26 protein-coding genes and 1 tRNA gene are annotated in these 26,161 nt (G+C 54.9%); 21 read left to right on the top strand and 6 right to left on the bottom strand.

Annotation, left to right across the window (positions count from 1 at the left end):
• Nucleotides 1-94: 94 nt before the first annotated feature.
• On the bottom strand, nt 95-907 hold the full coding sequence (locus ABD920_RS01015; protein WP_345156266.1) for a glycogen/starch synthase: 813 nt from the start codon (nt 905-907) through the stop codon (nt 95-97).
• A 136-nt stretch (nt 908-1,043) separates the two neighbouring features.
• Between ABD920_RS01015 and panC the strand changes: the two genes are divergently transcribed.
• The 7 genes from panC to ABD920_RS00980 all read left to right on the top strand — a co-directional run bounded on the left by panC (nt 1,044) and on the right by ABD920_RS00980 (nt 7,007).
• Complete coding sequence (panC, locus tag ABD920_RS01010) at nt 1,044-1,901, top strand: pantoate--beta-alanine ligase (protein ID WP_345156265.1); 858 nt, start codon at nt 1,044-1,046, stop codon at nt 1,899-1,901.
• A gap of 94 nt (nt 1,902-1,995) precedes the next feature.
• Nucleotides 1,996-2,343 carry an aspartate 1-decarboxylase gene (gene panD / locus ABD920_RS01005; RefSeq protein ID WP_345156264.1) on the top strand — a complete coding sequence of 116 codons (348 nt, stop codon included), beginning with the start codon at nt 1,996-1,998 and terminating at the stop codon, nt 2,341-2,343.
• Between the two features lie 8 nt (nt 2,344-2,351).
• Complete coding sequence (locus tag ABD920_RS01000) at nt 2,352-3,395, top strand: lysylphosphatidylglycerol synthase transmembrane domain-containing protein (protein WP_345156263.1); 1,044 nt, start codon at nt 2,352-2,354, stop codon at nt 3,393-3,395.
• The gene (gene rfaE2 / locus ABD920_RS00995) at nt 3,379-3,870 is read left to right on the top strand and encodes a D-glycero-beta-D-manno-heptose 1-phosphate adenylyltransferase (RefSeq protein WP_345156262.1); all 492 of its coding nucleotides are present in this window, start codon (nt 3,379-3,381) and stop codon (nt 3,868-3,870) included. Before ABD920_RS01000 ends, rfaE2 begins: the two co-directional genes overlap by 17 nt.
• Nucleotides 3,871-3,885: 15 nt before the next feature.
• The gene (locus ABD920_RS00990) at nt 3,886-4,566 is read left to right on the top strand and encodes a zinc metallopeptidase (protein WP_345156261.1); all 681 of its coding nucleotides are present in this window, start codon (nt 3,886-3,888) and stop codon (nt 4,564-4,566) included.
• Between the two features lie 215 nt (nt 4,567-4,781).
• Nucleotides 4,782-5,921 carry an acyl-CoA dehydrogenase gene (locus ABD920_RS00985; protein WP_345156260.1) on the top strand — a complete coding sequence of 380 codons (1,140 nt, stop codon included), beginning with the start codon at nt 4,782-4,784 and terminating at the stop codon, nt 5,919-5,921.
• A gap of 159 nt (nt 5,922-6,080) precedes the next feature.
• Nucleotides 6,081-7,007 (top strand): AraC family transcriptional regulator, encoded by a 927-nt coding sequence (locus ABD920_RS00980; protein WP_345156259.1) that lies wholly within the window; start codon nt 6,081-6,083, stop codon nt 7,005-7,007.
• Here the strand turns inward: ABD920_RS00980 and ABD920_RS00975 are convergent.
• Genes ABD920_RS00975 through ABD920_RS00965 form a run of 3 tightly spaced genes read right to left on the bottom strand, consistent with a single transcriptional unit; the run spans nt 6,990 to nt 8,744 of the window.
• Entirely contained in the window at nt 6,990-7,751 is a 762-nt protein-coding gene (locus tag ABD920_RS00975) for a phosphoglycerol geranylgeranyltransferase (protein ID WP_345156258.1), read from the bottom strand. The two genes, ABD920_RS00980 and ABD920_RS00975, sit on opposite strands and share 18 nt — an antisense overlap.
• Nucleotides 7,741-8,367, bottom strand: coding sequence for a hypothetical protein (locus ABD920_RS00970; protein ID WP_345156257.1), 627 nt, complete (start codon nt 8,365-8,367; stop codon nt 7,741-7,743). Before ABD920_RS00970 ends, ABD920_RS00975 begins: the two co-directional genes overlap by 11 nt.
• Nucleotides 8,364-8,744: a phage holin family protein gene (locus ABD920_RS00965; RefSeq protein WP_345156256.1), complete on the bottom strand. Its 381-nt coding sequence runs from the start codon at nt 8,742-8,744 to the stop codon at nt 8,364-8,366. The genes ABD920_RS00970 and ABD920_RS00965 overlap by 4 nt, the downstream gene beginning before the upstream one ends.
• 155 nt (nt 8,745-8,899) lie before the next feature.
• On the opposite strand from ABD920_RS00965, the gene ABD920_RS00960 reads away from it, so the two are divergent.
• Complete coding sequence (locus ABD920_RS00960) at nt 8,900-10,006, top strand: tetratricopeptide repeat protein (protein ID WP_345156255.1); 1,107 nt, start codon at nt 8,900-8,902, stop codon at nt 10,004-10,006.
• Between the two features lie 336 nt (nt 10,007-10,342).
• Here ABD920_RS00960 and ABD920_RS00955 read toward each other — a convergent pair.
• Nucleotides 10,343-10,415: transfer RNA gene (locus tag ABD920_RS00955), tRNA-Phe, on the bottom strand.
• Nucleotides 10,416-10,583: 168 nt separating this feature from the next.
• Between ABD920_RS00955 and ABD920_RS00950 the strand changes: the two genes are divergently transcribed.
• The 7 genes from ABD920_RS00950 to ABD920_RS00920 all read left to right on the top strand — a co-directional run bounded on the left by ABD920_RS00950 (nt 10,584) and on the right by ABD920_RS00920 (nt 19,009).
• Entirely contained in the window at nt 10,584-11,957 is a 1,374-nt protein-coding gene (locus tag ABD920_RS00950) for a 4Fe-4S dicluster domain-containing protein (RefSeq protein WP_345156254.1), read from the top strand.
• Nucleotides 11,958-12,163: 206 nt separating this feature from the next.
• On the top strand, nt 12,164-12,949 hold the full coding sequence (locus ABD920_RS00945; RefSeq protein WP_345156393.1) for a (Fe-S)-binding protein: 786 nt from the start codon (nt 12,164-12,166) through the stop codon (nt 12,947-12,949).
• A gap of 257 nt (nt 12,950-13,206) precedes the next feature.
• Complete coding sequence (locus ABD920_RS00940; protein WP_345156253.1) at nt 13,207-13,689, top strand: hypothetical protein; 483 nt, start codon at nt 13,207-13,209, stop codon at nt 13,687-13,689.
• Nucleotides 13,690-13,746: 57 nt separating this feature from the next.
• Nucleotides 13,747-15,663: a CHU_0125 family OmpA-like outer membrane integrity protein gene (locus tag ABD920_RS00935; protein WP_345156252.1), complete on the top strand. Its 1,917-nt coding sequence runs from the start codon at nt 13,747-13,749 to the stop codon at nt 15,661-15,663.
• Nucleotides 15,664-15,984: 321 nt separating this feature from the next.
• Nucleotides 15,985-17,157 carry an AIR synthase related protein gene (locus ABD920_RS00930; RefSeq protein WP_345156251.1) on the top strand — a complete coding sequence of 391 codons (1,173 nt, stop codon included), beginning with the start codon at nt 15,985-15,987 and terminating at the stop codon, nt 17,155-17,157.
• 324 nt (nt 17,158-17,481) lie between these two features.
• The gene (locus tag ABD920_RS00925; protein WP_345156250.1) at nt 17,482-18,051 is read left to right on the top strand and encodes an outer membrane beta-barrel protein; all 570 of its coding nucleotides are present in this window, start codon (nt 17,482-17,484) and stop codon (nt 18,049-18,051) included.
• A 181-nt stretch (nt 18,052-18,232) separates the two neighbouring features.
• Nucleotides 18,233-19,009, top strand: coding sequence for a proline and serine-rich protein 1 family protein (locus tag ABD920_RS00920; RefSeq protein ID WP_345156249.1), 777 nt, complete (start codon nt 18,233-18,235; stop codon nt 19,007-19,009).
• Between the two features lie 381 nt (nt 19,010-19,390).
• Here ABD920_RS00920 and ABD920_RS00915 read toward each other — a convergent pair whose 3' ends face one another.
• Entirely contained in the window at nt 19,391-19,891 is a 501-nt protein-coding gene (locus tag ABD920_RS00915; protein WP_345156248.1) for a DUF4293 domain-containing protein, read from the bottom strand.
• Nucleotides 19,892-19,955: 64 nt separating this feature from the next.
• Here ABD920_RS00915 and ABD920_RS00910 point away from each other — a divergent pair, with 64 nt between their 5' ends.
• The 6 genes from ABD920_RS00910 to ABD920_RS00885 all read left to right on the top strand — a co-directional run bounded on the left by ABD920_RS00910 (nt 19,956) and on the right by ABD920_RS00885 (nt 26,130).
• Nucleotides 19,956-21,155, top strand: coding sequence for a thiolase family protein (locus tag ABD920_RS00910; RefSeq protein ID WP_345156247.1), 1,200 nt, complete (start codon nt 19,956-19,958; stop codon nt 21,153-21,155).
• A 241-nt stretch (nt 21,156-21,396) separates the two neighbouring features.
• Nucleotides 21,397-21,945 carry a GAF domain-containing protein gene (locus ABD920_RS00905; RefSeq protein WP_345156246.1) on the top strand — a complete coding sequence of 183 codons (549 nt, stop codon included), beginning with the start codon at nt 21,397-21,399 and terminating at the stop codon, nt 21,943-21,945.
• 80 nt (nt 21,946-22,025) lie between these two features.
• On the top strand, nt 22,026-22,778 hold the full coding sequence (gene truA, locus ABD920_RS00900; RefSeq protein ID WP_345156245.1) for a tRNA pseudouridine(38-40) synthase TruA: 753 nt from the start codon (nt 22,026-22,028) through the stop codon (nt 22,776-22,778).
• Between the two features lie 234 nt (nt 22,779-23,012).
• Nucleotides 23,013-24,782: an ABC transporter ATP-binding protein gene (locus tag ABD920_RS00895; RefSeq protein ID WP_345156244.1), complete on the top strand. Its 1,770-nt coding sequence runs from the start codon at nt 23,013-23,015 to the stop codon at nt 24,780-24,782.
• The gene (locus ABD920_RS00890) at nt 24,779-25,297 is read left to right on the top strand and encodes a GyrI-like domain-containing protein (protein WP_345156243.1); all 519 of its coding nucleotides are present in this window, start codon (nt 24,779-24,781) and stop codon (nt 25,295-25,297) included. Before ABD920_RS00895 ends, ABD920_RS00890 begins: the two co-directional genes overlap by 4 nt.
• A gap of 218 nt (nt 25,298-25,515) precedes the next feature.
• A complete protein-coding gene (locus tag ABD920_RS00885) occupies nt 25,516-26,130 on the top strand; it encodes a TetR/AcrR family transcriptional regulator (RefSeq protein WP_345156242.1) in 615 nt (204 codons plus the stop codon).
• Nucleotides 26,131-26,161 lie beyond the last annotated feature (31 nt).

Here is a 26,161-nt window from a genome sequence, read left to right as displayed (position 1 = left end):
ATCCAGGATAAAAAATAATAGGTACCACAAAGGTACCTATTATTCAAAAATCTATAATGCTAATTATATATGATTTCTAACGTAAAGCCTGATTCTACTGGCCCAACTGGTTGTACAGTTCGTAGTAGGAGTCCAGCAGGGTTTCATCAGCGCTCACCGTGCTGATGTTCTTGGTCTTCATATACTCATTGAAGGTGGCGTTCATGCTGTCGCCGAAGTCTTCGTTTGTCTTGATCACAGAGTCAGCGTACTTCATGCCGCATTTCACGAACCCGTCGCAGTCAGCTGACTGCAGCTCGGTCAGCATGCTGTCGTCAATATCCAGCATCTTCACCTTTTCCAGCAGGCCTTCGTCAAACTTCTGCGTGTAGTTGTGGTTATATACCGTGAACATGGATTTGGCATCCTTGAAAATAGGATCTTTTTTGTAAGTTGTCTTCAGGTACATCGGTATGAGGCCCGTCATCCAATCGTTGCAATGTACAATATCGGGTGCCCAGCCCAGTTTCTTTACCGTCTCCAGCACGCCCTTGCAGAAGAAGATCGCGCGCTCGTCGTTGTCCGCATGGAATTTGTTGTTTTTATCGACAAAAACAGATTTTCTGTGGAAGTAGTCTTCGTTGTCGATAAAATAAACCTGTAGCTTTGCATTTGGGATAGAAGCTACCTTAATTACCAGCGGTTTCTCATCGTCGCCCACAGCGATGTTGATGCCGGAAAGGCGAACCACTTCATGTAGCCGGTTCTTGCGTTCGTTGATCAGGCCGAACCGTGGCACAAAGATGCGGATCTCCATCCCTCGCTCTTGCATCCCCTGTGGCAGCGTCTGCAGAAACTCGGCTACTTTAGTGGTCTGTAAGAAGGGATTGATCTCTGTGGCGGCGTATAAGATTCGCAATTTAGACATGGATATGTGGTTAAAATTAAAAAAGCAACAGTAATGGGACGTGCAAAATTAGTAATTTTTATTCTAATTTTCAATTTAAAACGTTATAACTTACATTTGCCGGCTTATACCTATCCCAAACGTTAACACCACCTACATGGAAGTTATAAAGCAGGTTCATACCATCCGGGAGCGGGTGCAGGCGTTGCGCTGTAGCGGCAAAACCATCGGCCTTGTGCCTACCATGGGCGCCCTGCACCAGGGCCACCTGCAACTGCTGAAAGCCTCCGCAGCGGAAAACGATGTCACGGTCTGCAGCGTTTTCGTAAACCCCACCCAGTTCAACAACCCGGATGATTACGAGCTATACCCGCGCACCCTGGACCAGGACATCGCGCTGCTGGAGACAGTAGGCTGCGACATGCTGTTCGCACCGGGCGCAGAGGAGGTATATCCGAGACAACACACGCTGCTGCAGTTTAGTTTCGGGGCGCTGGAGGCGGTGATGGAAGGGGCGCACCGGCCGGGGCATTTTAACGGGGTGGCCACCATCGTGAGCAAGCTCTTCCACCTGGTGCAGCCGCACCGCGCCTACTTCGGGCAGAAGGACCTGCAGCAGGTGGCTATTGTGCGGCAGTTGGTGCACAGCCTGAGTTTTGACGTGCAGCTGGTATGCTTCCCGACGGTGCGCGAGGAGGACGGCCTGGCGATGTCGTCGCGGAACACGCGCCTGAGCGCAGCGCAGCGGCAGGTGGCGCCTCAGTTATATATGGCCTTGAAGAAAGCGGAGGCGCAACTGCGGCAGAATCCGGTGCCGACCATCAAAGCGGGTGTGGCGGCTTACCTGGGGCAGGTGGACGGGGTAGAGCTGGAATACTTCGAGATCGTTGACCCTGCCACTCTGCAGCCTGTGGCAGGTCTGGATGGCATGCAGGAGGTAGCGCTGTGCCTGGCAGCGGTAGTGGGCCCCGTGCGCCTGATCGACAACCTCCTGGTGAATTTAAACGGGCACTAGGTTGTTCCATGGCTGAGGCACTGCCTGGCCCTTTAGCTTGGTAGTTAATCTGCCTTCAATTCGCTACCTTTGCGCATTCTTACAGAAATAAACCATGTATATCGAGGTTTTAAAATCCAAAATCCACCGTTGCAAGGTAACGCAGGCCGAGTTGCACTATGTCGGCAGCATCACCCTTGACGAAGACCTGATGGACGCCGCCAACATTGTGGAGAATGAGAAAGTACAGATTGTGAACGTCAATAACGGCGAGCGTTTCGAGACATACGTCATCAGGGGCGAGCGCGGCACCGGCACCGTGTGCCTCAACGGCCCGGCGGCCCGGCGGGTACAGGTGGGCGATATCGTGATCATTATCTCCTACTGCAGCATTAAGTTCGAAGACGCCAAAAGCCATACCCCCACGCTTGTGTTCCCTGACCAGCACAACCGCCTGGTGTAAAACCCCTCATGAAAAAGCTGCTCTCTTTCCTGAAGCCTGTCTTGCTGCTGGGCGTTTCCGCGTTTCTGATGTGGTACGCGCTGAAGGAGCTGGATTTTGAGAAGATGTGGGCAGAATTCCTGCGGGCAAACTACCTTTGGGTGCTGTTGTCGCTGGTGATGGGGGTGCTGGCCTACGTAAGCCGCGCCGTCCGCTGGCAGATGCAGATCAGGCCCACCGGTTACCACCCCTCGCTGCGGAACACCTACAACGCCATGATGACCGGCTATATGGCCAACCTCGTGCTGCCCCGCGCCGGCGAGTTGGTGCGGTGCAGCATGCTCCGGCGCACAGACGAGGTGCCTGTGAACACAGGCTTCGGCACCGTGATAGCGGAGCGCATCATTGATGGCGTGATGCTCCTGTTCGCGATCGGCCTTACCTTCCTGCTGGAGTTCGGCCATATACGGGATTTTTTCTTCGGCCTTTTCTCTGATAAATACACCAACCTGGAGCATAGCATCGGCTCGCTGTACTGGCTGGGCTGGGTGCTGCTGGGCTCTGTGGTGGTGGTGCTGTTTGTGGCGTTGCGCTACCTGAGCCGCCTGCGCAAAAACACGTACTTCCGGAAAGCAGTCGATTTTGTGAAAGGCATGCTGCAGGGCGTCTTCAGCATCACAAAATTGGAGAACCCGGCTGTATTCTGGGGGCACACCGTTTTTGTGTGGGTGATGTACTATTCCATGAGCCTGGTGGTGTTCTTCGCGCTGCCGGCCACCTCTGGCTTGTCGTGGGGCGCGGCCCTGTCGGTGCTGGTGGTAGGCAGCCTGGGCATGGCGGTGCCGGTGCAGGGCGGCATAGGCGTGTATCACCTGCTGGTGCAGGCCACGCTGCTGCTATATGGCGTGCCCAAAGAAGCCGGCATGGCGTACGCTTTGCTGGCACACACGTCTCAAACACTTTTGGTTGTTCTGATGGGAGTGCTTAGTTTTATGGGGAGTATGCTGCGGCGCAATGGCGCGGGCGTGCAGCTCACCCAAACGAACGCAGAACCCCATGAACTCAACAGATAAAATCTTTTCCCTTCCGCGCCTGCAGGAACAGGTAAGCGCCTGGCGCAGCCAGGGCCAGAAAATCGTCTTCACCAACGGCTGCTTCGACCTGCTGCACCTCGGGCATGTAGACTACCTCGAGAAAGCCAGGCAACTGGGCGATAGGCTTGTGCTGGGCTTAAACACCGACGCCTCCATCAGCCGTATAAAAGGACCGGACCGGCCGTTGCAGGACGAAATGTCACGCGCCAGAATTATGGCATCCCTTTTGTTTATAGATGCCGTAGTGCTGTTCGACCAAAATACGCCTCTGGAGCTGATTGAGGCGGTGCAGCCAGACATATTAGTAAAAGGAGATGACTACACCGTAGAAAGTATTGTAGGCCACGAGGTAGTGCTGGCCAGGGGCGGCGAAGTGAAAACGGTGCCGCTGGTAAAGGGCTACTCCACAACCAATATCGTAAAGAAAATAGAGAAGCAATTTTTAGGTAAATAAAAGGCTAAAACAACTATGTTAGGTATATATTTTATAGGTATTGTTTTCATGCTCGTCAGTATGTGGGTGAGCTGGAGGCTGAAAAGCAAGTTTAAGGAATACTCCCAGACGCCGCTAAGCTCCGGGCTGAGCGGCCGTGAAATTGCAGAAATGATGCTCGCGGACAATGGCATCACCGATGTGCGCGTTATGTCTGTGGCAGGGCGCCTGACGGACCACTACAACCCCGCTGACAAAACCGTAAACTTAAGTGAGTATGTGTTCGAGGCGCGGAGTGCGGCGGCGGCGGCGGTGGCGGCACACGAGTGCGGGCACGCTGTGCAGCACGCCAAGGCCTATAGTTTTCTGAAGTTCCGCTCGGCGATGGTGCCGGCGCTCAGCATCGCATCGCGGTACATGCAGTGGATTATCCTGATCGGCATCCTGATGCTGCAGACCACACCCGTACCCCTGACCATTGGCGTGGCGCTGTTCGGGCTTACCACTATTTTCAGCTTTATCACGCTGCCGGTGGAGTTCGACGCCAGCAAGCGCGCGCTGGCCTGGATTGACAGCAGGGGGATCGTGACGGCGCAGGAGCACGGTATGGCAAAGGATGCCCTGAAGTGGGCCGCCCTTACCTACGTGGTGGCAGCGCTGGGATCTTTGGCGACACTGCTTTACTACGTGTCGCTGCTGATGGGACGCCGCGACTAACGCAATATAAATTTGCCTGAATCAAGAGCGCTGCTTGTACCATTGGTATAGGTAGCGCTCTTTTTTGATGTTACAGAGCCCGATCAGGCCGCTTACGTGATAAATAAATGACAGAACATAACAATAAATAGAATATTGTGTTCTGTTAATGCAGTTGATTTCTTAGTTTTGTACCAGATAGTTTTAATATAACTTTTGTATATATAAACCCTAACATGAATTTCCAATTCACAGAAGAACAACTGGCCGTGCAGGCGGCCGCCCGGGAATTTGCGCAGACAGAGCTGTTGCCAGGCGTGATTGAGCGCGATGAGCAACAGAAGTTTCCTGCCGAGCAGGTGAAGAAGATGGGAGAGCTGGGTTTCCTGGGCATGATGGTAGACCCGAAATACGGCGGTGGCGGTATGGACGCGGTGTCGTATGTGCTGGCCATGGAGGAGATCTCTAAAGTGGATGCCTCCGCTTCTGTGGTGATGTCGGTCAATAACTCGCTTGTATGCTGGGGTATTGAGAATTTTGGCTCGGAAGAGCAGAAACAGAAGTACCTGACAAGGCTTGCCACCGGCGAAGTGATCGGCGCCTTCTGCCTGTCAGAGCCCGAGGCCGGTTCTGATGCCACCTCACAGCGCACTACCGCTGAAGACAAAGGGGACCATTACCTGCTCAACGGCACAAAAAACTGGATCACGAACGGCAGCACAGCCTCCGTGTACCTGGTATTTGCCCAAACGCACCCCGAGAAACGCCACCGCGGCATCAATGCCCTGATTGTGGAGCGCGACATGGAGGGGTTTGTGGTAGGCCCGAAAGAGAACAAACTGGGCATTCGCGGCTCTGATACCCATTCGCTGATGTTCACGGATGTGAAGGTGCCGAAGAAGAACCGCATCGGGGAAGACGGTTTCGGGTTTAAGCTGGCCATGGCCACACTGGCCGGAGGCCGTATCGGCATCGCTGCGCAGGCTTTGGGAATCGCTTCCGGCGCTTACGAACTGGCGGTAAAGTACTCAAAGGAGCGCATGACGTTTGGCGTGCTGATATCGCAGCACCAGGCCATTCAGTTTAAGCTGGCGGATATGGCCACCAATATTGAGGCTGCCCGCCTGCTGTGCCTGCAGGCCGCATACGACAAAGACACGCACCAGGATTATACAAAATCAGCCGCCATGGCGAAACTTTTTGCCTCCAAGGTAGCGATGGATACCACCATAGAAGCAGTGCAGGTGCACGGCGGATATGGCTTCGTGAAAGAGTACCATGTGGAGCGAATGATGCGCGATGCTAAAATCACACAAATATACGAGGGCACTTCCGAGATACAGAAAATAGTAATATCAAGAGAGCTCTTGAAGTAATTTATGCATTAATAGATTGCTGGTCAGAGATTTATGGCTTAGATATGTTTTTCTTAATTAAAATTAATTATTTATTTTTTTTGAATTTTATAAAGATAAACCTTAGCTTTAGATCAAATTTTAGGATTTACAGTATAAAAAATTAGTTGGTAAACATACATGGAAGATTACAATAAGATTATTGAGTCGCTGGGGGTGCGGTTCATTAAGGCTAAGAATCTGGTGTTACAGCAGCCGTTTACAGTGCGCAACTACTATGATGTAGGTAATAACCTGATCCTGCTTCACAAAGGCAGCATCTTTTTCGGCACCGAGGAGCAAATGGTAGAAGAAGGGGAACTTCTGTTCATTCCGGGTGGCCGAAGCACAAAAGTTACCTACGGACCATCGGGAGGTGGGAAATCTATCACAAACGACGACCTGATTACGAACCGTGAGAAGTTCTTCAAGAGCAACAACGACCTTGACCTGATAGGCGATGCCGAAGAAAGCCACAGCTACGTGAGCTTCGAAGCCAAGGTGTTTGACTCCGTTAACTTCTTCGCCTCGCTTGACCTGCCGGCGTTCCTGATCTCTAACAACAGCAAGCTGGCCAACCTGGTGATCAAGGTGGTGGAGGAGAACATGCAGGAGCTGCCAGGAAAAGAGCGCCTGATCAACCTGTACACCGAGCAGATTGTGGTGGAGATCGTCCGCCATATCCTGCGCAACAGAATGTTCGTGGAGCAACTGGCAACCAACAGCACGTACTTCAAAGACCCGCGTCTCATCGACCTGTTCAACTACATCAAGGAGAACATCGGCGGCGACCTGTCGAACAAGGTGTTGTCTAACGTGGCGAACGTGTCAGAGGATTATGTGGGGCAGTATTTCAAGATGCTCACCGGCATCAACCCGCAGGATTATATTGAGTACCAGCGGATGGAGCGCGCCGTGTTCCTGCTGCGCACCACCAAGAAAAGCATCCGGGAGATTGGCAAAGAGGTGGGTTACAAAGACACCGCCTATTTCTGCCGTCGCTTTAAGATGATGTTTGGGATACCAGCCGGCAAGATGCGCCGTCGCGAATCAGCGATGAACATCTAAGGCAACATTGTAAGAAGAGACAAGATCAGAAACCTCGGCCAGAAAGCCGGGGTTTTTTTCTATGTGGTTGCCGATCACCAGCACATCGGCGCCAGCCTCCAGGGCGGCTTTTGCCTTGTCTGCCGTGTTAATGCCGCCGCCTACTATCAGCGGGACACCCACTGCCGCACGCACGGCAGCAATCATTTCCGGGGTAACGGGTTTATAAGCGCCGCTCCCGCCATCCAGGTATATATAGCGCAGCCCCAGCAGTTCTCCGGCCATGGCCGTGCAGGCGGCAATCGCTGGCTTGTCATACGGGATGGGCGTGGTGCCGCTCATATAGGAGGCCGTTGTCTGGCAGCCAGTGTCTACGAGCATATAGCCGGTGGGATACACCTGCAGCCCGCTGGCCTTGAGGACAGGTGCCGCCAGCACATGCTGGCCAATCAGGAAGTCGGGATTGCGGCCGGAGATAAGCGACAGGAGCAGGATGCCGTCTGCCTGCCTGTCGATGTGCTGGCTGTTGCTCGGAAAGAGGATAACGGGTACGGTGGAGTTTTCTTTCAGGAGCCGGATAATACCGGCCTGGTTATCAGTCATGATCAGGCTGCCGCCAACAAAAAAGAAGTCTACGGGGTGAGACGCAGTCAGGGCAATCAGGTTCAGGCAGGAAGCCTCCGTCAGGTTGTCGGGGTCGAGCAGCACCGCGAAGTGCTTCCTGCCTGTGGTAGGGTATGGTTGGGGAAGGTCGTTAAATGGCATCCTCTTTTGGAACGATATACTCAGTTGTCTCTATCTCAGTAACCTCTACTACAGGCTTAGCTGCAATATCGTCATTTTCAGAGACACCGTGTAAGTATTCTTCCAGCTTTTTGCCCGCATACACCAGCAGGAAGGCTACGGCCTGCTGCGTCAGCACCTTGGCCACCGGCGAGTCCAGAGTTTTGTTGGCAGCTTCCTTCGAAGTCGCAGCGGTGCTTTCCTGTTGCCGGTGCGTAGCGTCGCTGTCAGCAGCGTGGTGCATCCGCTCCGAGGAGATGGTGTAGCCGTCTTCCTGCTCATGCATAATAGAGTCGTAATCTATCACGGGCGTGGAAACCGGCAGGGTGGCGACAGGCTTTTTGTGCTCGTTTTTCTTCTTCTTCCGTGCCTTCTCAGCCTTTACGGCTTTAGCTTTTTTTTTACCGCCGCTGAACATGCGCTTCAGCAGGTAGCCGGCCAGCAGGACCCCGCCCGCCATCGCCGCTTTTTTACCGATCTCCTGCCCCTGGGTCTTTATTTGATCCACATCGCCCATGAGGGCGCTTTTGTACTCTTCCTTCTGCCGCTCCAAAAACTCCCGCTCATTGTCAAAAATAGGATTGGATAACTCGCTCATATGCTTTTTTCTCGTTTATCAGATTTGTAAATTGTGTTATCAAAAGTTTTGTCTGCTATGCCCTGGAACACTTTCTTGTCTAAGCCCACTACCAATATTACCAGTATAATCACATAGAAAAGCGCTATAATGCCGAAGCCCCAGAAGGAGCTGTCCAGCAGGTGGTTTAGTAATAAACCCAGAAAGATGCTCACAAAGATAACACTCATGAAGGCGGCAAAACCAAGTAAGGCGCCGTGTATGGCGCCAACAAAAGCAGCTTTGAGCTTCTCCTGTATTTCAAGCCGTATGATGTCAATTCGTGTGTCAATGTACCCCATCAGGTTCTCCATCAGGTTGGGGTTCCGTTCGCGTGTTCCGTTGTCTTGTATTGCCATAGTTTGTTTAAGCTTTTGTAGCGTTTTACCTGTATACGAGGGTATAAACAAAAATTTACGTAAAGTATAAGAAGTTAGAAGTGTAGTACGGAATTTGAGGTATATTGTCCGGATTTAGTTAAATTTAACATTGACTTTCTCAGCTCTGCATCTGTTTGAATTACAATTTCTATAGCATTCTGGGGGTAAGCCCGACAGCTTCTGCAAAGGAGGTGAAGGGAGCTTACAAGCAGCTCGCGCTCAAGTATCACCCGGACAGGAACCCGGGGAACGCGCGGGCCGAGGACCTGTTTAAGCTGGTGAACGCCGCCTACCAAACCCTCTCCAACCCGGCCAAGCGTGCCCGGTACGACATGCGCCTGCAGCTGCAAAGGCAGCAGCAACGGGCTGTGGTACAGCACCCAAGCCAGCCGCCGTACGACGGGACCCGCTATGCCCATACACGCCAGCCGGCAGGGGTGTCGGAGCGCCACTACCGCAATATAAAACGCGATGATAACCGTTTCGCGCGCAAGGACTGGTACATCACCTTCGGCTTTGTGGCAGGCCTGCTGTTTTTTAGCCTGCTGCTGAAACTGGCCATGGACCGGATCACAGGCGAAGACAAATATAAGACGGCTATAGCCTATATAGAAGACGGCAAATACAGCAGTGCCCACCGCCTGCTGTCAGACGCCATCCGCTTTATGCCCAAGAACGTGGCTGCCTACGAGGCCAGGGCAAGGATAGAACTGAATGTATTTGAGAACTACGCCGCGGCACTGCGCGACCTGAACACGGCGATTGCGCTGCGGGAGCAGCCGTCGGCGCAGGATTATTACATGCGGGGGCGCAGCTACCGCCAACTGGGGCAGTACCGGCAGGCCGAGCAGGACCTGACACGGGCACTGCAACTGGACAGGAAGCTATGGCGGGCGCACCTGGTGCGGGGCGAGGTGCGGCTCTTTTACCTGAAAGACTACGAGCAGGGGATCGAAGACCTGTCTGTTTTCCTGGCCAACAGCGGCAAGGGGCCGGAGCGGGTGTCGGCGCTAACCTACCGCGGCTTTGGCTACTTTAAGATAGGCGATTATGTGCAGTCGGAGCAGGACTACCAGGCCGCGCTGGCGCTGGACAAGGAGAACGGAAGGGTGTATTACCTGCTCGGCCGTGTGGTGGCGGCGCAGCAGCAGTCGGATGCGGCCTGTGCGTATTTTTCGAAGGCATACCAGTTGGGCTACTCGTCGGCACTGCTGGAGTTGCGGGCAAGGTGCCAGAACTAACCTGCCTGCCGCCCCTTTAAGTCTTGCCAGCCTTCAGGCAAGCCAGCTTAAGGCTGTCCCTATATCCCTGCCGCTTCTGTTGAAATCCAGTAGGGCTGGTACATCCTATATATAATGAGGTCATGCCGCTTTCGATGTGGCTACTTCTGAGGATGGGTTCGGTAGCGACTCTTCCCTGCATTTACACGCTTATATAGATTTGAGCCTGCTGCCTTGTCTCCTTTATTTCTACAAGTAAGAGCGGAAATCTTCCGGGGAAACAAAATATACAGGCTACTGTTAAACAATGAGGGCAGATAAACAAAAAACCCTTGCCGTTTCTGACAAGGGTTTCTGTGGTGATGATTGGAATCGAACCAACGACACAAGGATTTTCAGTCCTTTGCTCTACCAACTGAGCTACATCACCAGCTCTGTTGTTTGCCCTTGTTCCGAAAGGGTATGCAAAAGTAGTAACCAATTCTAAAGTAGCAAATATTATCACCGAAAATATTTTAAAAAGTGCCCCCAACGTACTTTATTCTCGATATTCTGCTATCTTTAGTTCTAAATTAGTATGTATAACGAATAGTTTGCCGTGATAGGAATAGAGAATATCGTCTTTTTGATTGTGGCTGCCGCCGGCATCGGCTTGTTTGTATGGCAGATCCGAAAGATCCGCCAAAATGTGCTGATGGGGCGGGATACAGTGCTTTCAGATGACCCGTCGGAGCGCATCAACAAGGTGCTGCTGGTGGCGTTCGGGCAGCAGAAAATGTTCAAGCGCATGCTGCCCGCCGTGCTGCACCTGTTTGTGTACGTCGGCTTCCTGGTTATCAACATCGAAGTGATCGAGATCCTGATCGACGGCATTTTCGGCACGCACCGCATCCTGGGCTTCGCAGGCATCCTGTACAGCGGCCTGATGGCGGTGAACGAGGTGTTGGCCGCCCTGGTGATTATTGCCTGCGTCATTTTCCTGTGGCGGCGTAACGTCACCAAAGTGCCACGGCTGGCAAGTGGCGTGGAGATGCGCGCCTGGCCGAAGCTGGATGCTAACATCATCCTGATCGTGGAGATCGTGCTGATGCTGGCGCTTTTTGTGTTCAACATCTCGGACCTGAAACTGGCGCAGCTGCGGGGGGCGCATATTGCGGGTGCATACCCGATCAGCTCCCTGTTCGTGGATGCGCTGGGCAGCAACCCCGATACGCTACATATGGCGGGCCGCATCGGCTGGTGGTTTCACATCCTGGGCATCCTTGCCTTCATGAACTACCTGCCAAGCTCAAAGCACTTCCACATCATCATGGCTTTCCCGAATGTGTACTACTCCAAGCTGCTGCCAAAGGGCAAGTTCACGACGAACCCGGCGATAACGCATGAGATAAAGGCCATGCTGGACCCAGGCTATCAGCCGCCTGCCCCTGAGGTGGATGCGGAGGGTAATGCCGTTATGCAGCGCTTCGGTGCCAAAGATGTGGAAGACCTGACCTGGAAGCAGCTGATGGACGCCTACACCTGCACCGAGTGCGGGCGCTGCACCTCGGTTTGCCCGGCCAACATCACGGGCAAGCTGCTGTCGCCGCGCAAGATCGTGATGGACACCCGCGACAGGATGGAGGAGAAAGGCGAGCACCCGGCTGTATTCGCCCCGAACCATTATAAGGCGATGGGAGAGGAGCGCGTGCATGTGACGGAGGAGAATACCCTGCTGCGCGGCTATATCACGCCGGAGGAGCTGTGGGCCTGCACCACCTGCAACGCTTGCGTGGAAAGTTGTCCGGTGAACATCGACCAGCTTTCCACCATCATGGACCTGCGCCGCTACCTGGTGCTGGAGGAATCTGCGGCGCCAGCCTCGCTGAACGCCATGTTCACCAACATCGAGAACAACGGCGCCCCCTGGGCCTTCTCGCCCTCCGACCGCTTTAACTGGGCGGAGGAGTTATATGTGCCTTCGAAAAACTAATTGTTGATTGTTAATTTGTTAATTGTCTTAATGTTGACATGTAATTGTTGATTGTGTTACTCGCTTCAGTTGTGATGCCACCTGTTGGCTCATAAAGTTAAATTATAGCAGGCGCTATACGGGTGAGGAAATAACAATCATCAATCGACAATCAACAATTTATATATCAGATGGAAGAAAATAAGAGATTAGTGAAAGTGCCGACCATGGCCGAGATGGCTGCCAGCGGCGAGGAGCCGGAAATCCTGTTTTGGGTGGGCTGCGCCGGCGCTTTCGACGACCGCTACAAGCGCGTGACGCGTGCCTTTGTGCAGATACTGGAGCACGTGGGCGTGAAGTATGCCGTGCTGGGCACGGAGGAAAGCTGCACCGGCGACCCGGCCAAGCGCGCAGGCAACGAGTTCCTGTTCCAGATGCAGGCGATCACCAACATTGAGGTGATGAACGCCTACAACGTGAAAAAAATCGTGACCGCATGCCCGCACTGCTTCAACACCATCAAAAACGAATACCCGGACCTGGGGGGTAACTATGAGGTTATCCACCACTCCACGTTTCTGCAGCAGCTGATTGATGAGGGCAAGGTGCACGTAAAGGGAGGCGAGTCTTTCAAAGGGCGCCGCATTACGTATCACGACTCCTGCTACCTGGGCCGCGCCAACAACATATATGAGGCGCCCCGCGAGGTGCTCGCCGCCCTGGACGCCGACCTGGTGGAGATGAAGCGCAGCCGCGCCAACGGCCTTTGCTGCGGCGCCGGCGGTGCCCAGATGTTCAAGGAGCCGGAGCCGGGTAGGAAAGACGTCAACATCGAGCGGACAGAAGAGGCGCTGGCTACCCTCGGCACTGCCGGAAACACTGTGATCGCCACGGCCTGCCCGTTTTGCATGGTGATGATGAACGACGGCGTGAAGAACAAGGACCAGGAAGAAAACGTACAAGTTTTCGACATCGCCGAACTCATCGCACAGGCCGAGGGGCTTGGAAAATAATTGTTGATTGTCGATTGCTGAATGGTTTAATGATTGAAAGCTCGTTTCATATATAATACCAAGTCGCCCAAACCTTCTTCCCTATATGGCTTTATCGTTTTAAATGAAATCAAAGGGGAGTGGCAATTTAACTGTAGCTATGGAAGGAAGTATATAGGATTTGGTATAATTTAACCATTAAACCATGCAGCCATTCAACTGTGTATCATCTCAACAATCAGCAACAAACAATCAACAATGAATAATCAGCAATAAAAATGTACATTCCTTTTAACGAACTGCCGCCGCATGCGCGGCTTTGGATATACCAGGCTAACAGGCCTTTAACGGAGGAGGAGCAGGCTAAAATAAAACCGTTGCTGCAGCGTTTTGCAGAAGAGTGGAGCAGCCACGGCACGGGCCTGCAGGCCTCGGCCGAGCTGCTGCACGGCCAGTTCCTGGTGCTGGCTAACAACGAAACGGCCGCTGCCGCCAGCGGTTGCTCCATCGATAAGTCGGTGGCTTTTGTGCGGGAACTGGAGCAACTGCTGCAGGTCACTTTCTTCGACCGCACCCGGCTGGCCTTTCTCAAGGCGGGCGAGGTAGAGATGGTGCCGATGCAGGAGCTGAAAAGCAAAGTATCGGCCGGCGAGATTGATAAGAATACCCTTTACTTTGATACCTTAGTGAATAATTTCGGGGAGCTGCAGGAGGCATGGCCGAAGCCTGCCGGCAAGAGCTGGCTTTCCCGTTACTTCTGATCCGGCGAAACCTAACCAAACGTGTTCATGCATCCAACGCTGCCACTCAATTCAACCGTGCAACAACTTAAATCGATCGCCGCATTCCTGCTGCTCCTGCTGCTGTTGGGTGGCTGTGCGGGCCAGTACATCAGCAAGGGCGACAAGCGCTTCGGCGAGGAACAGTACGAGCGTGCCATTGAGTTCTACAAGCAGGGCCTTGCCAGTGCCGGTAACGCGGGGGAGGTGAACTATAAAATTGCCGAGGCCTACCGCCTCTCAAATCGTTTGGCGGAGGCAATGCCGTATTACAAAGCAGCGCTGGACGCCAATTACCGCAAAGAAGACGGCTTTTTCTACTACGGCCTCGCCCTGAAAGCCAACGGGCAGTACGAAGAGGCGCTGCGCCAGCTGCAGGATTACGTGCGTGTGGGCACCAGCCCGCAACTCAAGGCCCAGGCCGCACGCGAGATCGAGAACCTGAGCACGCTCAGCACCATTTTAAAGAAAAGCTCTCCTTACGAGATCATGAACCTGGAGGCGCTGAACACGGACGCTTCGGAGTTTGCGCCTTATGTGCTTGACAATGAACTGGTGTTCTCCTCCACCCGCGGCCCCGGGAAAGAGTATATGGGCAACGGCGAGGGCTTCCTCGACTTGTACACCACCACGCTCACAGACTCTGCCGCAGAGATGGGAGGCGCGGTGCGGCCGTACGAAAACGTGAATGCGGAGAGCATCCATGATGCCCTGGCTACCTTCACCAACGAAGGGAACACCATGATTTTTGCGCGGGGCAACGAAGGCACCAAGAAAGGGCGCCAGAACGTGGACCTCTTCCTCTCCAACTTCCGCTCCGGCGCCTGGACCACCCCCCAGATCCTCAGCATCAGCGACCGTGAGGCCTGGGACTCCTCCCCGGCTTTCTCGCCAGACGGCAAAACGCTTTATTTCTCCTCTAACCGAAAAGGCGGGCTGGGAGGCAACGACATCTATAAAACCACCCTCGACGACAATGGCCGCTTCTCCAGGCCGGAGAACCTGGGGCCTGACATCAACACACCCGGCAACGAAAGCTTCGTTTCGGTAGGGCCGGATGGCACATTATATGTAGCCTCGGACGGCTTGCCCGGGTTAGGGAACCTGGACCTGTTCCGCATCGAGAACGGGAAGCCTGTGAACATGGGGCCGCCCATCAACTCGCCCGGTGATGACTTCGGTATCTATATAGGGGAAGGCAACATCGGCTATTTCTCGTCTAACCGCGAAGGCGGCAAAGGCGGCGACGACCTGTATCGCTTTGTGAGAACGGACAGGAAACTGGTTGACTTTTATGTGGACGGCACGCTGTACCAGCAGCGCGAAGGTGCCGGGCAGCGCACCACGGTGCCGAATAGCACGGTGGTGCTCCAGGACGCCAGCGGCCAGCAACTCCGTACGACAACCACCGATTCGGACGGCGAGTTTACGTTTAACCTTGACTCCGCGTCTACCTACTCGCTGGTGGCTGAGAAGCCCGGCTTCTTTACGGCGCGCCAGCAAATCACCACTGTAGGCAAAATGCCGACGCAGGAGGAGTTGACAGAGGCGTCGAATGAGGTGCGACTAACGGCGACGCTGGTGCTGAACGAGATCGTGAAGGAGAAGGCCATCGTGCTGGAGAACATCTTCTACGACTTCGACAAGGCCAACATTCGGCCGGATGCGGCTGTTGAACTGGACAAACTGGTGCAGGTGCTCAACGACAACCCGGGCATCTCCATCGAGCTCAGCTCCCATACCGACGCCCGCGGGAGTGACATATATAACCAGGACCTGTCGCAGCGCCGCGCCGAGTCTGCCGTGGAGTACATCATCTCAAAAGGTATCGACAGCTCCCGCATCACGGCCAAGGGCTACGGCGAGAGCCGCCCGGTGGTGCGCAACGCCAAAACGGAAGAAGAACATCAGCGTAACCGCCGCACCGAATTCAAAGTGGTGCGTATACAAGAGTAATCAGTGTAGCGCTACAAGTAGAACGAGCCGCCGGGGCATATGCCCCGGCGGCTCGTTCTGTTTATATCCGTTTGGCTTATATATAGGGCAGGCCCTTTTATGTGGACGGGTGACGGCGCGAGCACCATCATCCGAATTCCCCGGAAAGAAACGACCTGCCTTCATGGGGGCATATATAGGAGAAGCCTTCTTTGTGACCAGTAGTTGCACGAATGGCGGCAAAAACAATTTAGCCGGAGCAGGATATATGGTGATTTTATAACCTCCGCTGCGGCTAATGCCGTAGGCTTTCGTAAATTTGAGAGCAAATCATCCTGAGCTATGGAAGAAAATAGATACCTGCGCCGCGGCGTCTCTGCCTCCAAAGAAGACGTGCACAACGCCATCAAGAACATCGACAAAGGACTTTTCCCGAAAGCGTTCTGCAAAATCATCCCCGATATACTCACCAACGACCCGGAGTACTGCGCGATCATGCACGCCGACGGGGCCGGCACCAAATCGTCGCTGGCCTATATGTACTGGAAGGAGACCGGCGACCTGAGCGTGTGGAAAGGCATTGCCCAGGATGCCGTGGTGATGAACACTGACGACCTGCTCTGCGTGGGCGCGACCGACAATATCCTGCTTTCCTCCACCATCGGGCGTAACAAGCACCTGATACCCGGCGAGGTGATCGCGGCTATCATCAACGGCACGGAGGAGGTGCTGCAGATGCTGCGCGACACGGGCGTGGGTATCTACAGCACCGGCGGCGAAACCGCCGACGTGGGCGACCTGGTGCGCACCATTATCGTGGACAGCACCGTGACGGCCCGCATGCGCCGCGACGAGGTGATCTCGAACCACACTATACAGCCCGGCGACGTAATTGTGGGTTTTGCCTCCTACGGCCAGGCCACCTACGAAGACGAGTACAACGGCGGCATGGGCAGCAACGGCCTCACCTCGGCCCGCCACGACGTGTTTCATAAGTACCTCTCGGCCTCTTACCCGGAAAGCTACGACCCGGAGCTTCCCGTGGACCTGGTGTACAGCGGCAACTACCGCCTCACTGACATCAACAAGGAAACCGGTCTGGAGATGGGCAAACTGGTGCTCTCGCCGACGCGCACCTACGCGCCCATTGTGATGGAGATCCTGAAGGAGCACCGCCCGCACATCCACGGCATGGTGCACTGCAGCGGCGGCGCGCAGACCAAGGTGCTGCATTTCACAGACAAGGTGCACATCGTCAAAGATAACCTGTTCCCGGTGCCGCCGCTGTTCCGCGTGATCCAGGAGCAGAGCCGCACCGACTGGAAAGAGATGTACAAGGTCTTTAACATGGGCCACCGCCTCGAGATTTACCTGCCCGAAGCGTACGCGCAGGACCTGATCGCCATTTCGAAAGCCTTCGGCGTGGAGGCGCAGGTGATCGGCCGCGTGAAGAAGAGCAGCAAGAACGAACTAACGATTCGAAGCAGGTACGGCGAGTTCTACTACGAAGGATAGCCGACCATCAAAAGCTATATAAAGGGTAAAGTATATATAAGCCACGGGCAAAGCGCCTGTGGCTTTTTTGTTTTATGATGTTACAATATTGTGCTTGTTGCTCTTTCAGAAAGGGGGCGGAGTATGCATTGAAAGGCTTTTTTTGAGGAGAGAAAGCAAGGAAAATCTGATTTTATAATGTTACAAAGCTGGCACAGAATACCTTGTTATTGCCAGTAGAACAGCACATTATTATGGCGTGTTAAACCTATACAGATTCTATTGCATGAAGAAACAAGTTCCCCGCCATCCTCTAAAAACCTTTTAATAAGGAAGCAAATGCTGATGAGAAAATCTCTGTTTTCTGTCCTCCTGTTGCTTTCCTCCTTTGCAGCAGCGGCGCAGCAGCCTGCAGAAGATAGCGCAGGTGAAGGGAAGCTATATATAGGCGCTGGCTTAACAAATCTTGGGTACCACATTTATTACGACGAGCCAAAAAGCTCAGGCGCTATAAGGTCGGGCTACTTCCACCCTATCTCATTAAACTTTGGGTACAAAGTGAATGAAAGAATCAGGGTGCAGGTCGGGCTTACTTATGGATGGAGCAAGGACAGTGGGGAATGGTCGCCTGGTTCTGCAGACACCTTACTGTATGAAGACTACACCCGAACGCGCGTCGTAGCAGTTCCTGTCTCCGGGCAATTGGTGCTTTTCAAGGCTTTCAGGCGCTTTCCTATATATGGCACCGCCACCCTGATGCCTGCATTTGGCTCTACCCAAGCAAAGAGTACGGAAACCCGCCACGGCCTTGTCACCACCACCGAGGGGGAAGACAGAGGTATGAATGTGTTTGCGACTGCTGGCCTGGGGTTTAACTACAAAATCAGCAACCGAATTACAGGGTATCTGGAGTAGCTTTTCTTCAAGACGAACCTGACCGGGAAGAATTCATTTCACCACGACTGGAATCAGTTTGCGGCAAAGTCAGAGCAGATTTACTGGTCTCTGGCGCTTGGCGTGAACTACAGGCTGAAGTAGTCTTTTCTGGCATAATAATTGGCTTTATCGGAAGTATAAGCTAAAACCTATACTCCTGATGAAAAAGCTTCTACTTCCGATCCTGCTTGTGCTGCTGGCGCTGCCGGTATGGGCACAAGCCTCCGTCCTCACCTTCAAAGCCGAGCGGGGCGAGCTGTTCCAGGTAAAACTGGACGGCCAGACTATCAACCACACGCCCTCCACGTTCGTGCGTCTGAACAACCTGCGGCCCGGCAGGCATTATCTTGAGTTCAAGGTCAGGAGCCGGCACGGCGTGTATCAGTTAGGGCAGCGGGTGCACGTGCGGAACGGGGTGGAGGCAAACTACGGGGTGCGCACCGTCGGCAGAAGCGGCAAAGCCTACCTGCGCCTGCTGCGCGAGGTGCGGGTAGCGCCGCCCGTGGTAGTGGTGCCGGTGCCACGCTACCCTGATCGGTATGAAGAAGACCGCAGGTATGGTGACCGCTATGAAGAGCCACGACTCGACGAGCGCTATGACCGCACGCCGCCTCGCTACGAAGACTATGACGACAATGCCTGCCGCAACCTGATGACGGCAGAGGAAATAGACCACCTGTTGCAGACCCTTCGCAGCCGCGACTCCGAAAGCATCAAAGAAAGCATTGCCCGCGATGCCATACGCAACGGCAGTATCGCGGCCGAGGACCTGAAGCAAGTGCTGCAGGAGTTTGAGTACGAAAACGCCCGCGTGGAAGTCGCTAAATACGCCTACGACTACCTCTGCGACCGAGAGCATTTCTACTATGTATACGACGCGTTCAGCTTCGACACCAGCGTAGAAGAACTGGAGCGGTATAGCAATGGCAGGAGATAGGGCTGGAGTTAGAAAGCTAACGTAGGGAGATGTTCGGAGGGAACAATTCGGGGTTAGGGCCTTTTCATTTATGATTGCCTTCGCTCGCGTCCCGCGAGTGTGAGAGGTAATTGGGTCTCTGGCCCAGTCGAGTTACAAACTCGACATCACTTTTAGACACAAGTTTAAAAACTTGCGCCAGTAAAATGAAGACTGAAAAGACCCTGCTCTGAGGGAGAGCATAGTACCTTACAGGGAGCTGCTATAATTCAGACTACAGCAATAAAACTTTCCAGAGGGGGTAAAACGAAGCATACAAATCAGAAAGCCGCTCCCGGATTCAATACCTGGGAGCGGCTTTTATATGTAACTCTTCAACTCTTTAACTCCTAAACTTTTGCCTTACCGCAGCCGGTCCACCGACCGCACCAGGTCCTCGTCGCGCTTGATAAAGCGGTTGGCCAGGGCATTCAGCAGCAGTGCCAGCAGCGGCATATAGAAGCCGGCGTGGTAGGAGCCGTTGTTGTCGGCCTGCACCATGTCGGCGCCCACATACAAGGCGTAGTAAAGGGTGGTGCCGATGAGGGCGGCCAGCACCAGCGTGTTCAGCAGGCCCAGCTTCATCTGGTTCAGGCGGCGTTTGTACTGGAAAATCTCGTAGGCGGCGATGGCAGCGGCGGCAATGGCCAGCAGGCCGATGGCAAACGTGCCGCGCCCGGGAAGCGTGCCTGCCCCGGTCGGCTCGCCCTCCGCGTTGAGGATGGTTGATTTGAGGTTCCAGGCCGAAAGCACGACGGTTTCGCGGGTAATGGCGTCAGTCTTAGACCAGAGCGGCAGGAACAGCATCGACACCATGGCCACGACCAGCAGGAACAGAAATACGGATTGAATTCTTTGTATCATAAAGGGGTTGATTAACTTGCAATGAGATGCAAAATTAGCCAAAGACCTGTAAAACAAAAATCAGATGCGCACAGCTTATATCGTAGATATCCTCAGAACCCCAGTCGGGAAGTTTGGCGGCGCCCTCAGCTCGGTGCGCCCTGACGATATGGCCGCGCATGTGCTGAAGGAGGTAGTGGCGCGCAACCCCAGCCTGGACCCGGCGCTGATCGAGGACGTGGTGCTGGGAGCCGCCAACCAGGCCGGCGAGGACAACCGCAACGTGGCGCGCATGGCGGTGCTGCTGGCGGGGCTGCCGCAGGAGATCGGCGGCGTGACCGTGAACCGGCTGTGCGCCTCCGGCCTGCAGTCCATCATCGATGCCTCCCGCGCCATTTCCTGCGGCGACGGCCAGGTATATATAGCCGGCGGTGTGGAAAGCATGACGCGCGCCCCCTTTGTAATGGCCAAAGCCGAAATCGCCTTCAGTCGGACCCCAGAGGTATATGACACCACCATCGGCTGGCGCTTCGTCAATGAGAAGCTCTCGAAACTGCACTACCCCTACGGCATGGGCGAGACGGCGGAGAACGTGGCGGAGCGCTACGGCATTTCACGTGAAACCCAAGACGAATTTGCCCACAGCTCGCAGGTAAAATACAAAGCCGCCGCCGAGGCCGGCAGGTTCAATGACGAGATCGTGCCGGTATATATCCCCCAGCGCAAAGGCGAGGATATCGTCTTCGACACAGACGAGCACCCGCGCCTGTCGTCGGTGGAGAAACTAAGCACGCTGGCCCCGGCTTTCAAGGAAGGCGGCACCGTCACGGCGGGCAATTCTTCTGGCATCAACGACGGCGCGGCGGCGGCCCTTGTGGTGAGCGAGGAGGTGCTGATGCATTATAACCTGATGCCCATGGCACGTATCGTGTCCGCTGCCGTGGCAGGCGTGGACCCGGCGCATATGGGCATCGGCCCGGTGCCCGCCACGCACAAGGCCCTGAAGCGCGCCGGCCTCACCCTCAACGATCTCGACCTGGTGGAATTGAACGAAGCCTTCGCCTCGCAAGCTGTGGCCTGTATGCGCGAGCTCCGCCTCGACCCGGAGAAAGTGAACGTGAACGGCGGCTCCATTGCTATCGGGCACCCGCTGGGGGCCAGCGGCACCCGCATCTCGGCCACTCTGCTGCACGAGATGAAGCGCCGCGGCGACGTAAAGTATGGCCTGGTCACCATGTGCGTGGGCGTGGGCCAGGGCGTGGCGGTGATATATGAGAAACTGTAAGGGATAACCCTGCAACTCCTGCCAGCGCCTGTACAGGGGATATATAAAACTTCGGCTGCTCCGGCAACAGCCGCCATTTTCTGATACTTTTGCCTTTTTCGGAACCACAAAGATGCCTTGCTGTGTATAACCTGTACCAGCATCCTTCTAAAACCGCCACCTAAACAAATGTCACTGGCAGCAGTTTTAAACAGGCATGCAGGGCGGGCAGTGGCTACTCCATTTAACTAAATCAAAGCGCGTGGCGGAAAGAAATACCAGGAACACCTTCATCGGGATCAACATCATCCCCGACAATGAGGAGGAAAGATTACACAAGCTCAAAGAGTACGACATACTGGACACGCCGGAGGAGGGGGCCTTCAACCATCTCGCATCCATGGCCACGCATATGTTCAACGTGCCCATTGCCCTGGTCTCCCTGGTGGATGCAAACAGGGTGTGGTTTAAAGCGAACGTGGGCATGGAGGGCATTGCCAGCGCGCCGCGTGGCGAAAGCCTTTGCTCGCTGGCCGTTCTGAACGATGACCTGACCATTTTCCCTGACGCGGCCAATGAACCGTGCCTGCTGGCGAACCCACTGGTGTCCGGCAACTTTGGGCTGCGGTTTTACGCGGGCGCCCCGCTCGTAACCAGGCATGGCCTGAACATCGGCACCTTTTGCCTGATAGACAAGCAACCGCGGGAGTTTATCGAGAGCGACCAGAAAATGCTGGTGCACCTGGCCTCGATGGTGATGGAGGAAATCGAGAAACGCTACCTGCGGCGCAAAGACGACAACGCCAGCTAAACGGAAGGGCCGGGCAACCGGGAAAGCGACAACCCGCAGGCATCCGTGGCGTGCGGGTTATTTTTATACCTTTGCGGCCTATGCGTTATTTTTTAGAGATCGCCTACGACGGCACCCGCTTCCATGGGTGGCAGGTACAGCCCAATGCCCTGACGGTGCAGGAAGTGCTCGACGATTGCCTGACCAAGGTGCTGCGCCAGCCCGTGAGCTCCACCGGCAGCGGCCGCACCGATACCGGCGTGCACGCCAGCCAGCAGTTTGTGCACTTCGACGTGGCGCAGCAACTAGTTACGGAGCAGGTGCTGTACCGCCTCAACCGCATCCTGCCCAGCGACATTTCGGCCATCAACCTATATAATGTGCCGGACGATGCCCACGCCCGCTTCGACGCCGAGGCCCGCACGTATCACTACTACATCACCTTCGCCAAAAACCCGTTCCGGCGCCACCACGCCTGGTACCACAGCCGCCCCCTGGACGTGGAACGGATGAATGCGGCGGCGGCTGTTCTGCTGGAATACGAGGATTTCACCACCTTCAGCAAAGTGAAGGGCGACACCAAACACTACCGCTGCACGATATATGAGGCCGTTTGGCGGCTGCAGGGGCAGGAGCTGGTGTTCACGATACGGGCCAACCGCTTCCTGCGCGGCATGGTGCGCCTGGTGGTGGGCACGCTGGTGGACGTGGGCCGCGGCAAGCTGACGGTGCAGCAGTTTGAGCAGATTGTGGCAAGCCAGGACCGTAGCAAATCCAGCGGCGCGGCACCGGCGGAAGGCCTGTTCCTGGCGAAGGTGGAGTACCCGGTGCATATACCTTCGGGGAACGCGTAGAAACTCCGATAGCCTTTGCGCAAACTCGCCGTGGGTAATCCCCTCTGGCTCATCCTTGCCTGAAGCGGGAGGAAGCAGCGGCTGTCCATATCATGTTTTAAATAATTCGGGATTCGTATTTCGTAACTCCATCCGAAACCCTTCGCGTAAAACCATTAACTTTACAAACGGTTAATAGAAGGCGGCCGACAGGCAGCGGCCTTTCAAACCGACCTATATACCGATTCTACTACCTTGGAAGATAAACCTAAAAACAGCGGTATAGTATTGGACTCTGATGTGCTAAAGCGGCTCTTCACCTTTGTGAGGCCCTACATCCGGGTATTTTACTTTATCGTATTCCTGACTTTTGCCTCGGCTATCCTGGGGGCGGTGCGCCCGTTCCTGATCCAGTACACCGTGGACAACGACATCCTGAACAACGACTGGGACGGCCTGACGCGCATGTTCGTGATACTGGGCGTGCTGCTGGTGGCGCATGCCATTGTACAGTACCTGCACACGTACTTCGCCGGGTGGCTGGGCCAGAACGTGGTGCGCGACATCCGCATCAAGCTCTACCGCCACATCCTGGACCTGCGCCTCAAGTTCTTCGACCGCACGCCGATCGGGACGCTGGTGACGCGCAACGTATCGGATGTGGAGACGCTGTCGGATGTGTTCAGCGAGGGCCTGGCCGCCATGATCGGCGACATCCTGCAGTTGGTGTTTATCGTGGGCTTCATGTTCTACATCGATTGGGAGCTGACGCTGGTGAGCCTCTCCACCTTCCCGATCATGATCATCAGCACCTATATCTTTAAGGAGAAGATAAAAGGCACTTTCCAGGAGGTGCGCACGGCGGTGGCCAAGCTCAACTCGTTTGTGCAGGAGCATATCACCGGCATGAGCATCGTGCAGATCTTCAACAACGAGGAGCGCGAGATGGACAAGTTCAAGGCCATCAACAAAGAGCACACCCGCGCCAACATCCGCTCGGTGCTGTATTACTCCGTCTACTTCCCGGTGGCCGAGATCATCGGCGCGGCCGGCCTGGGCCTGCTGGTTTGGTACGGCGCCCACGGCGTGATCGAGGACGAAACGTCGCTGGGCACGCTGATGGCATTCATTTTATATATCCAGATGTTCTTCCGCCCCATCCGGATGATCGCCGACCGTTTTAACACGCTGCAACTGGGCGTGGTGAGCACCGAGCGCCTCATGCGCCTGCTCGACAGCAAAGAGATGATTCCGGACAACGGCAGTTACGCCCCGGAGAGGATCAAAGGCAACGTGAGCTTCCGGAATGTATGGTTCGCCTACAAAGAAGAGGACTGGGTGCTGCGCGACCTCTCATTTGAGGTGAAGGCCGGGCAGACGGTGGCCTTTGTGGGCGCGACCGGTGCGGGCAAAACCTCCGTGATTAACCTGCTCAACCGGTTTTATGAGATAAACAAAGGCGAGATTTTCATTGACGGGCACAACCTGCAGGAGTATGACCTGAGCGTGCTGCGCCACCATATCGGGGTGGTGCTGCAGGACGTGTTCCTGTTCTCCGGCTCCATCGCCGACAATATCACCCTCGGCAACAAGGCCATCACCGAAGCCCAGATATGGGAGGCCGCCGATCTGGTGGGGGCGCGCAGGTTCATCGAGCGGCTGCCGGGCGGGCTGCACTACCAGGTGATGGAGCGGGGCGCAACCCTTTCGGTAGGGCAGCGGCAGCTGATCTCGTTCGTGCGGGCCATGGTTTACAGCCCGGAGATCATCATCCTCGACGAGGCCACCTCCAGCGTTGATTCCGAGACCGAAGAGCTGATCCAGTACGCCATCGACCAGCTGATGCACGGCCGCACCTCCATTGTGATTGCGCACCGCCTGTCCACCATCCAGAAAGCCGATAAGATTATCGTGCTGGACCGGGGCGAGCTAAAAGAGATGGGCAACCACGAGGAACTGCTCGAGCACGACGGCTACTACGCCCAACTGTACAAGATGCAGTACAAGAACATGATCGATTTATGAAAAAGCTCTTTTACGTAATGGCAGGCTTTGCCATTGTCCTGCTGGTGCTGTACACGTACCTCGGCGGCTTTACGGCACCGGATGTTGCGCTTGCCACTTCAAAAACCATCTATATAGCGGGCCAGCCCTACCAGGGCTCTGTGGAGGACGAGGCCTTGGGCAAGGCGTTTCAGCGGGCAGCGGAAGTACTCGAAAAGAAAGAGCTAAACGGTATGCCGGGCAACATTTACTACAACGACCCGGACAAGAGCGGCGACAGCCTGCGGGCCTTTGTGGGCGTGATCGTACCGGATTCGGGCGTTGCCCTGCCAGCAGGGTATGAGTTGCGCACGGTGCCGGGTGGGCGGCAGGTGGTGCACGTGGAGGTGAACGCGAACGTGGCCATCGCCCCGAAGAAATTATATGAGGCTGTTTTCGACTATGCAAAAGAAGAGAACCTGGCGCTGGAGGATTTCTACGTAGAGTGGTTCCCGGCCAGCGACAGGGGCGTGGTAGAAGTCCCGGTGAAGGAGTAGCCGCATATAGCATAACCGGTTTCCTCACCTCTATCCAACTGGCCCCAAACCAAGCTGCAACGTGTAAACTGAAAGCGCACGGGAGGGCGTGCCCGTTCCTTTGGGCCGCGTCTATAGCTCAGCTATATATAAGTTTGTAGATACAGAAAAAAGCCTAACTTTGAGAGCAGGGGCAACCACGCCTCCTGTCACACTCCTTCCACTACAGCGGCAATACTTTGGGCAAGAAAGCAGAGGCTAAAAAAGAACTCATCCTGCAGTCGGCGAAGGCTGTGTTTGGCAGGCTGGGCTACAGCAAAGCCACCCTGGATGACATTGCCGCTTCCATCGGCATGAAGAAGCCCTCGCTCTACTATTACTACAAGAGCAAGGAGGTGCTGTTCATCGAGGCTTTTTCGCAGGAGTGGCGCGATAGCCTATCGCGCATCAAGCGCATCGCTGACCAGGAGCCCAACCCGCACGAGCGCCTGCTGCGCTATATGCGCTCCTCGCTGCGCTACTACCAGGAAATCGTGACGCAGCACACCATCTCCATCCGGGTGCTGATCGAGACGCGCGTCACGTTTCAGGAGCTTTTCCGGGAGTCGCGGGGCAAAGAGTCGAACTACTACGCCACCGTAATCAAGGAGGGCATCGAAAGAGGCGTTTTCCTGCCGTGCGAGGCAGAGCGCGTGGGCTACTCCATGATGGTGGTGAAAGACCTGATCCAGTTCGAGGAGTTCCAGCGGGCCGACTTCCATAAGCTACCCTCCATCGATTTCCTGAAAATAGAAAGGGACGTGCTGTTCACCATCAACCTCATCCTGAACGGCATCAGGAGGGATGATTGCTAATTGTTAGTTGATGATTGTTGATTGTTTGCGA

The organism is Pontibacter saemangeumensis (genome assembly GCF_039541895.1).
GTDB lineage: Bacteria > Bacteroidota > Bacteroidia > Cytophagales > Hymenobacteraceae > Pontibacter > Pontibacter saemangeumensis.
Note: the sequence above shows the minus strand (reverse complement) of the source record. Positions and strands in the feature narration are given on the sequence as shown.

What these genes read in the sequence shown, in the direction of transcription:
- ABD920_RS00890 (WP_345156243.1), top strand. Translation starts at nt 24,779, where the DNA reads ATGAAAAAGCTCTTTTACGTAATGGCAGGCTTTGCCATTGTCCTGCTG.
- ABD920_RS01000 (WP_345156263.1), top strand. Translation starts at nt 2,352, where the DNA reads ATGAAAAAGCTGCTCTCTTTCCTGAAGCCTGTCTTGCTGCTGGGCGTT.
- ABD920_RS00980 (WP_345156259.1), top strand. Translation starts at nt 6,081, where the DNA reads ATGGAAGATTACAATAAGATTATTGAGTCGCTGGGGGTGCGGTTCATT.
- ABD920_RS00990 (WP_345156261.1), top strand. Translation starts at nt 3,886, where the DNA reads ATGTTAGGTATATATTTTATAGGTATTGTTTTCATGCTCGTCAGTATG.
- panD (WP_345156264.1), top strand. Translation starts at nt 1,996, where the DNA reads ATGTATATCGAGGTTTTAAAATCCAAAATCCACCGTTGCAAGGTAACG.
- ABD920_RS00970 (WP_345156257.1), bottom strand. Translation starts at nt 8,367, where the DNA reads ATGAGCGAGTTATCCAATCCTATTTTTGACAATGAGCGGGAGTTTTTG.
- ABD920_RS00940 (WP_345156253.1), top strand. Translation starts at nt 13,207, where the DNA reads ATGTACATTCCTTTTAACGAACTGCCGCCGCATGCGCGGCTTTGGATA.
- panC (WP_345156265.1), top strand. Translation starts at nt 1,044, where the DNA reads ATGGAAGTTATAAAGCAGGTTCATACCATCCGGGAGCGGGTGCAGGCG.
- rfaE2 (WP_345156262.1), top strand. Translation starts at nt 3,379, where the DNA reads ATGAACTCAACAGATAAAATCTTTTCCCTTCCGCGCCTGCAGGAACAG.
- ABD920_RS00985 (WP_345156260.1), top strand. Translation starts at nt 4,782, where the DNA reads ATGAATTTCCAATTCACAGAAGAACAACTGGCCGTGCAGGCGGCCGCC.
- ABD920_RS00910 (WP_345156247.1), top strand. Translation starts at nt 19,956, where the DNA reads ATGCGCACAGCTTATATCGTAGATATCCTCAGAACCCCAGTCGGGAAG.
- ABD920_RS00920 (WP_345156249.1), top strand. Translation starts at nt 18,233, where the DNA reads ATGAAAAAGCTTCTACTTCCGATCCTGCTTGTGCTGCTGGCGCTGCCG.
- ABD920_RS00930 (WP_345156251.1), top strand. Translation starts at nt 15,985, where the DNA reads ATGGAAGAAAATAGATACCTGCGCCGCGGCGTCTCTGCCTCCAAAGAA.
- ABD920_RS00975 (WP_345156258.1), bottom strand. Translation starts at nt 7,751, where the DNA reads ATGCCATTTAACGACCTTCCCCAACCATACCCTACCACAGGCAGGAAG.
- ABD920_RS00925 (WP_345156250.1), top strand. Translation starts at nt 17,482, where the DNA reads ATGAGAAAATCTCTGTTTTCTGTCCTCCTGTTGCTTTCCTCCTTTGCA.
- ABD920_RS00915 (WP_345156248.1), bottom strand. Translation starts at nt 19,891, where the DNA reads ATGATACAAAGAATTCAATCCGTATTTCTGTTCCTGCTGGTCGTGGCC.
- ABD920_RS00945 (WP_345156393.1), top strand. Translation starts at nt 12,164, where the DNA reads ATGGCCGAGATGGCTGCCAGCGGCGAGGAGCCGGAAATCCTGTTTTGG.
- truA (WP_345156245.1), top strand. Translation starts at nt 22,026, where the DNA reads ATGCGTTATTTTTTAGAGATCGCCTACGACGGCACCCGCTTCCATGGG.
- ABD920_RS01015 (WP_345156266.1), bottom strand. Translation starts at nt 907, where the DNA reads ATGTCTAAATTGCGAATCTTATACGCCGCCACAGAGATCAATCCCTTC.
- ABD920_RS00965 (WP_345156256.1), bottom strand. Translation starts at nt 8,744, where the DNA reads ATGGCAATACAAGACAACGGAACACGCGAACGGAACCCCAACCTGATG.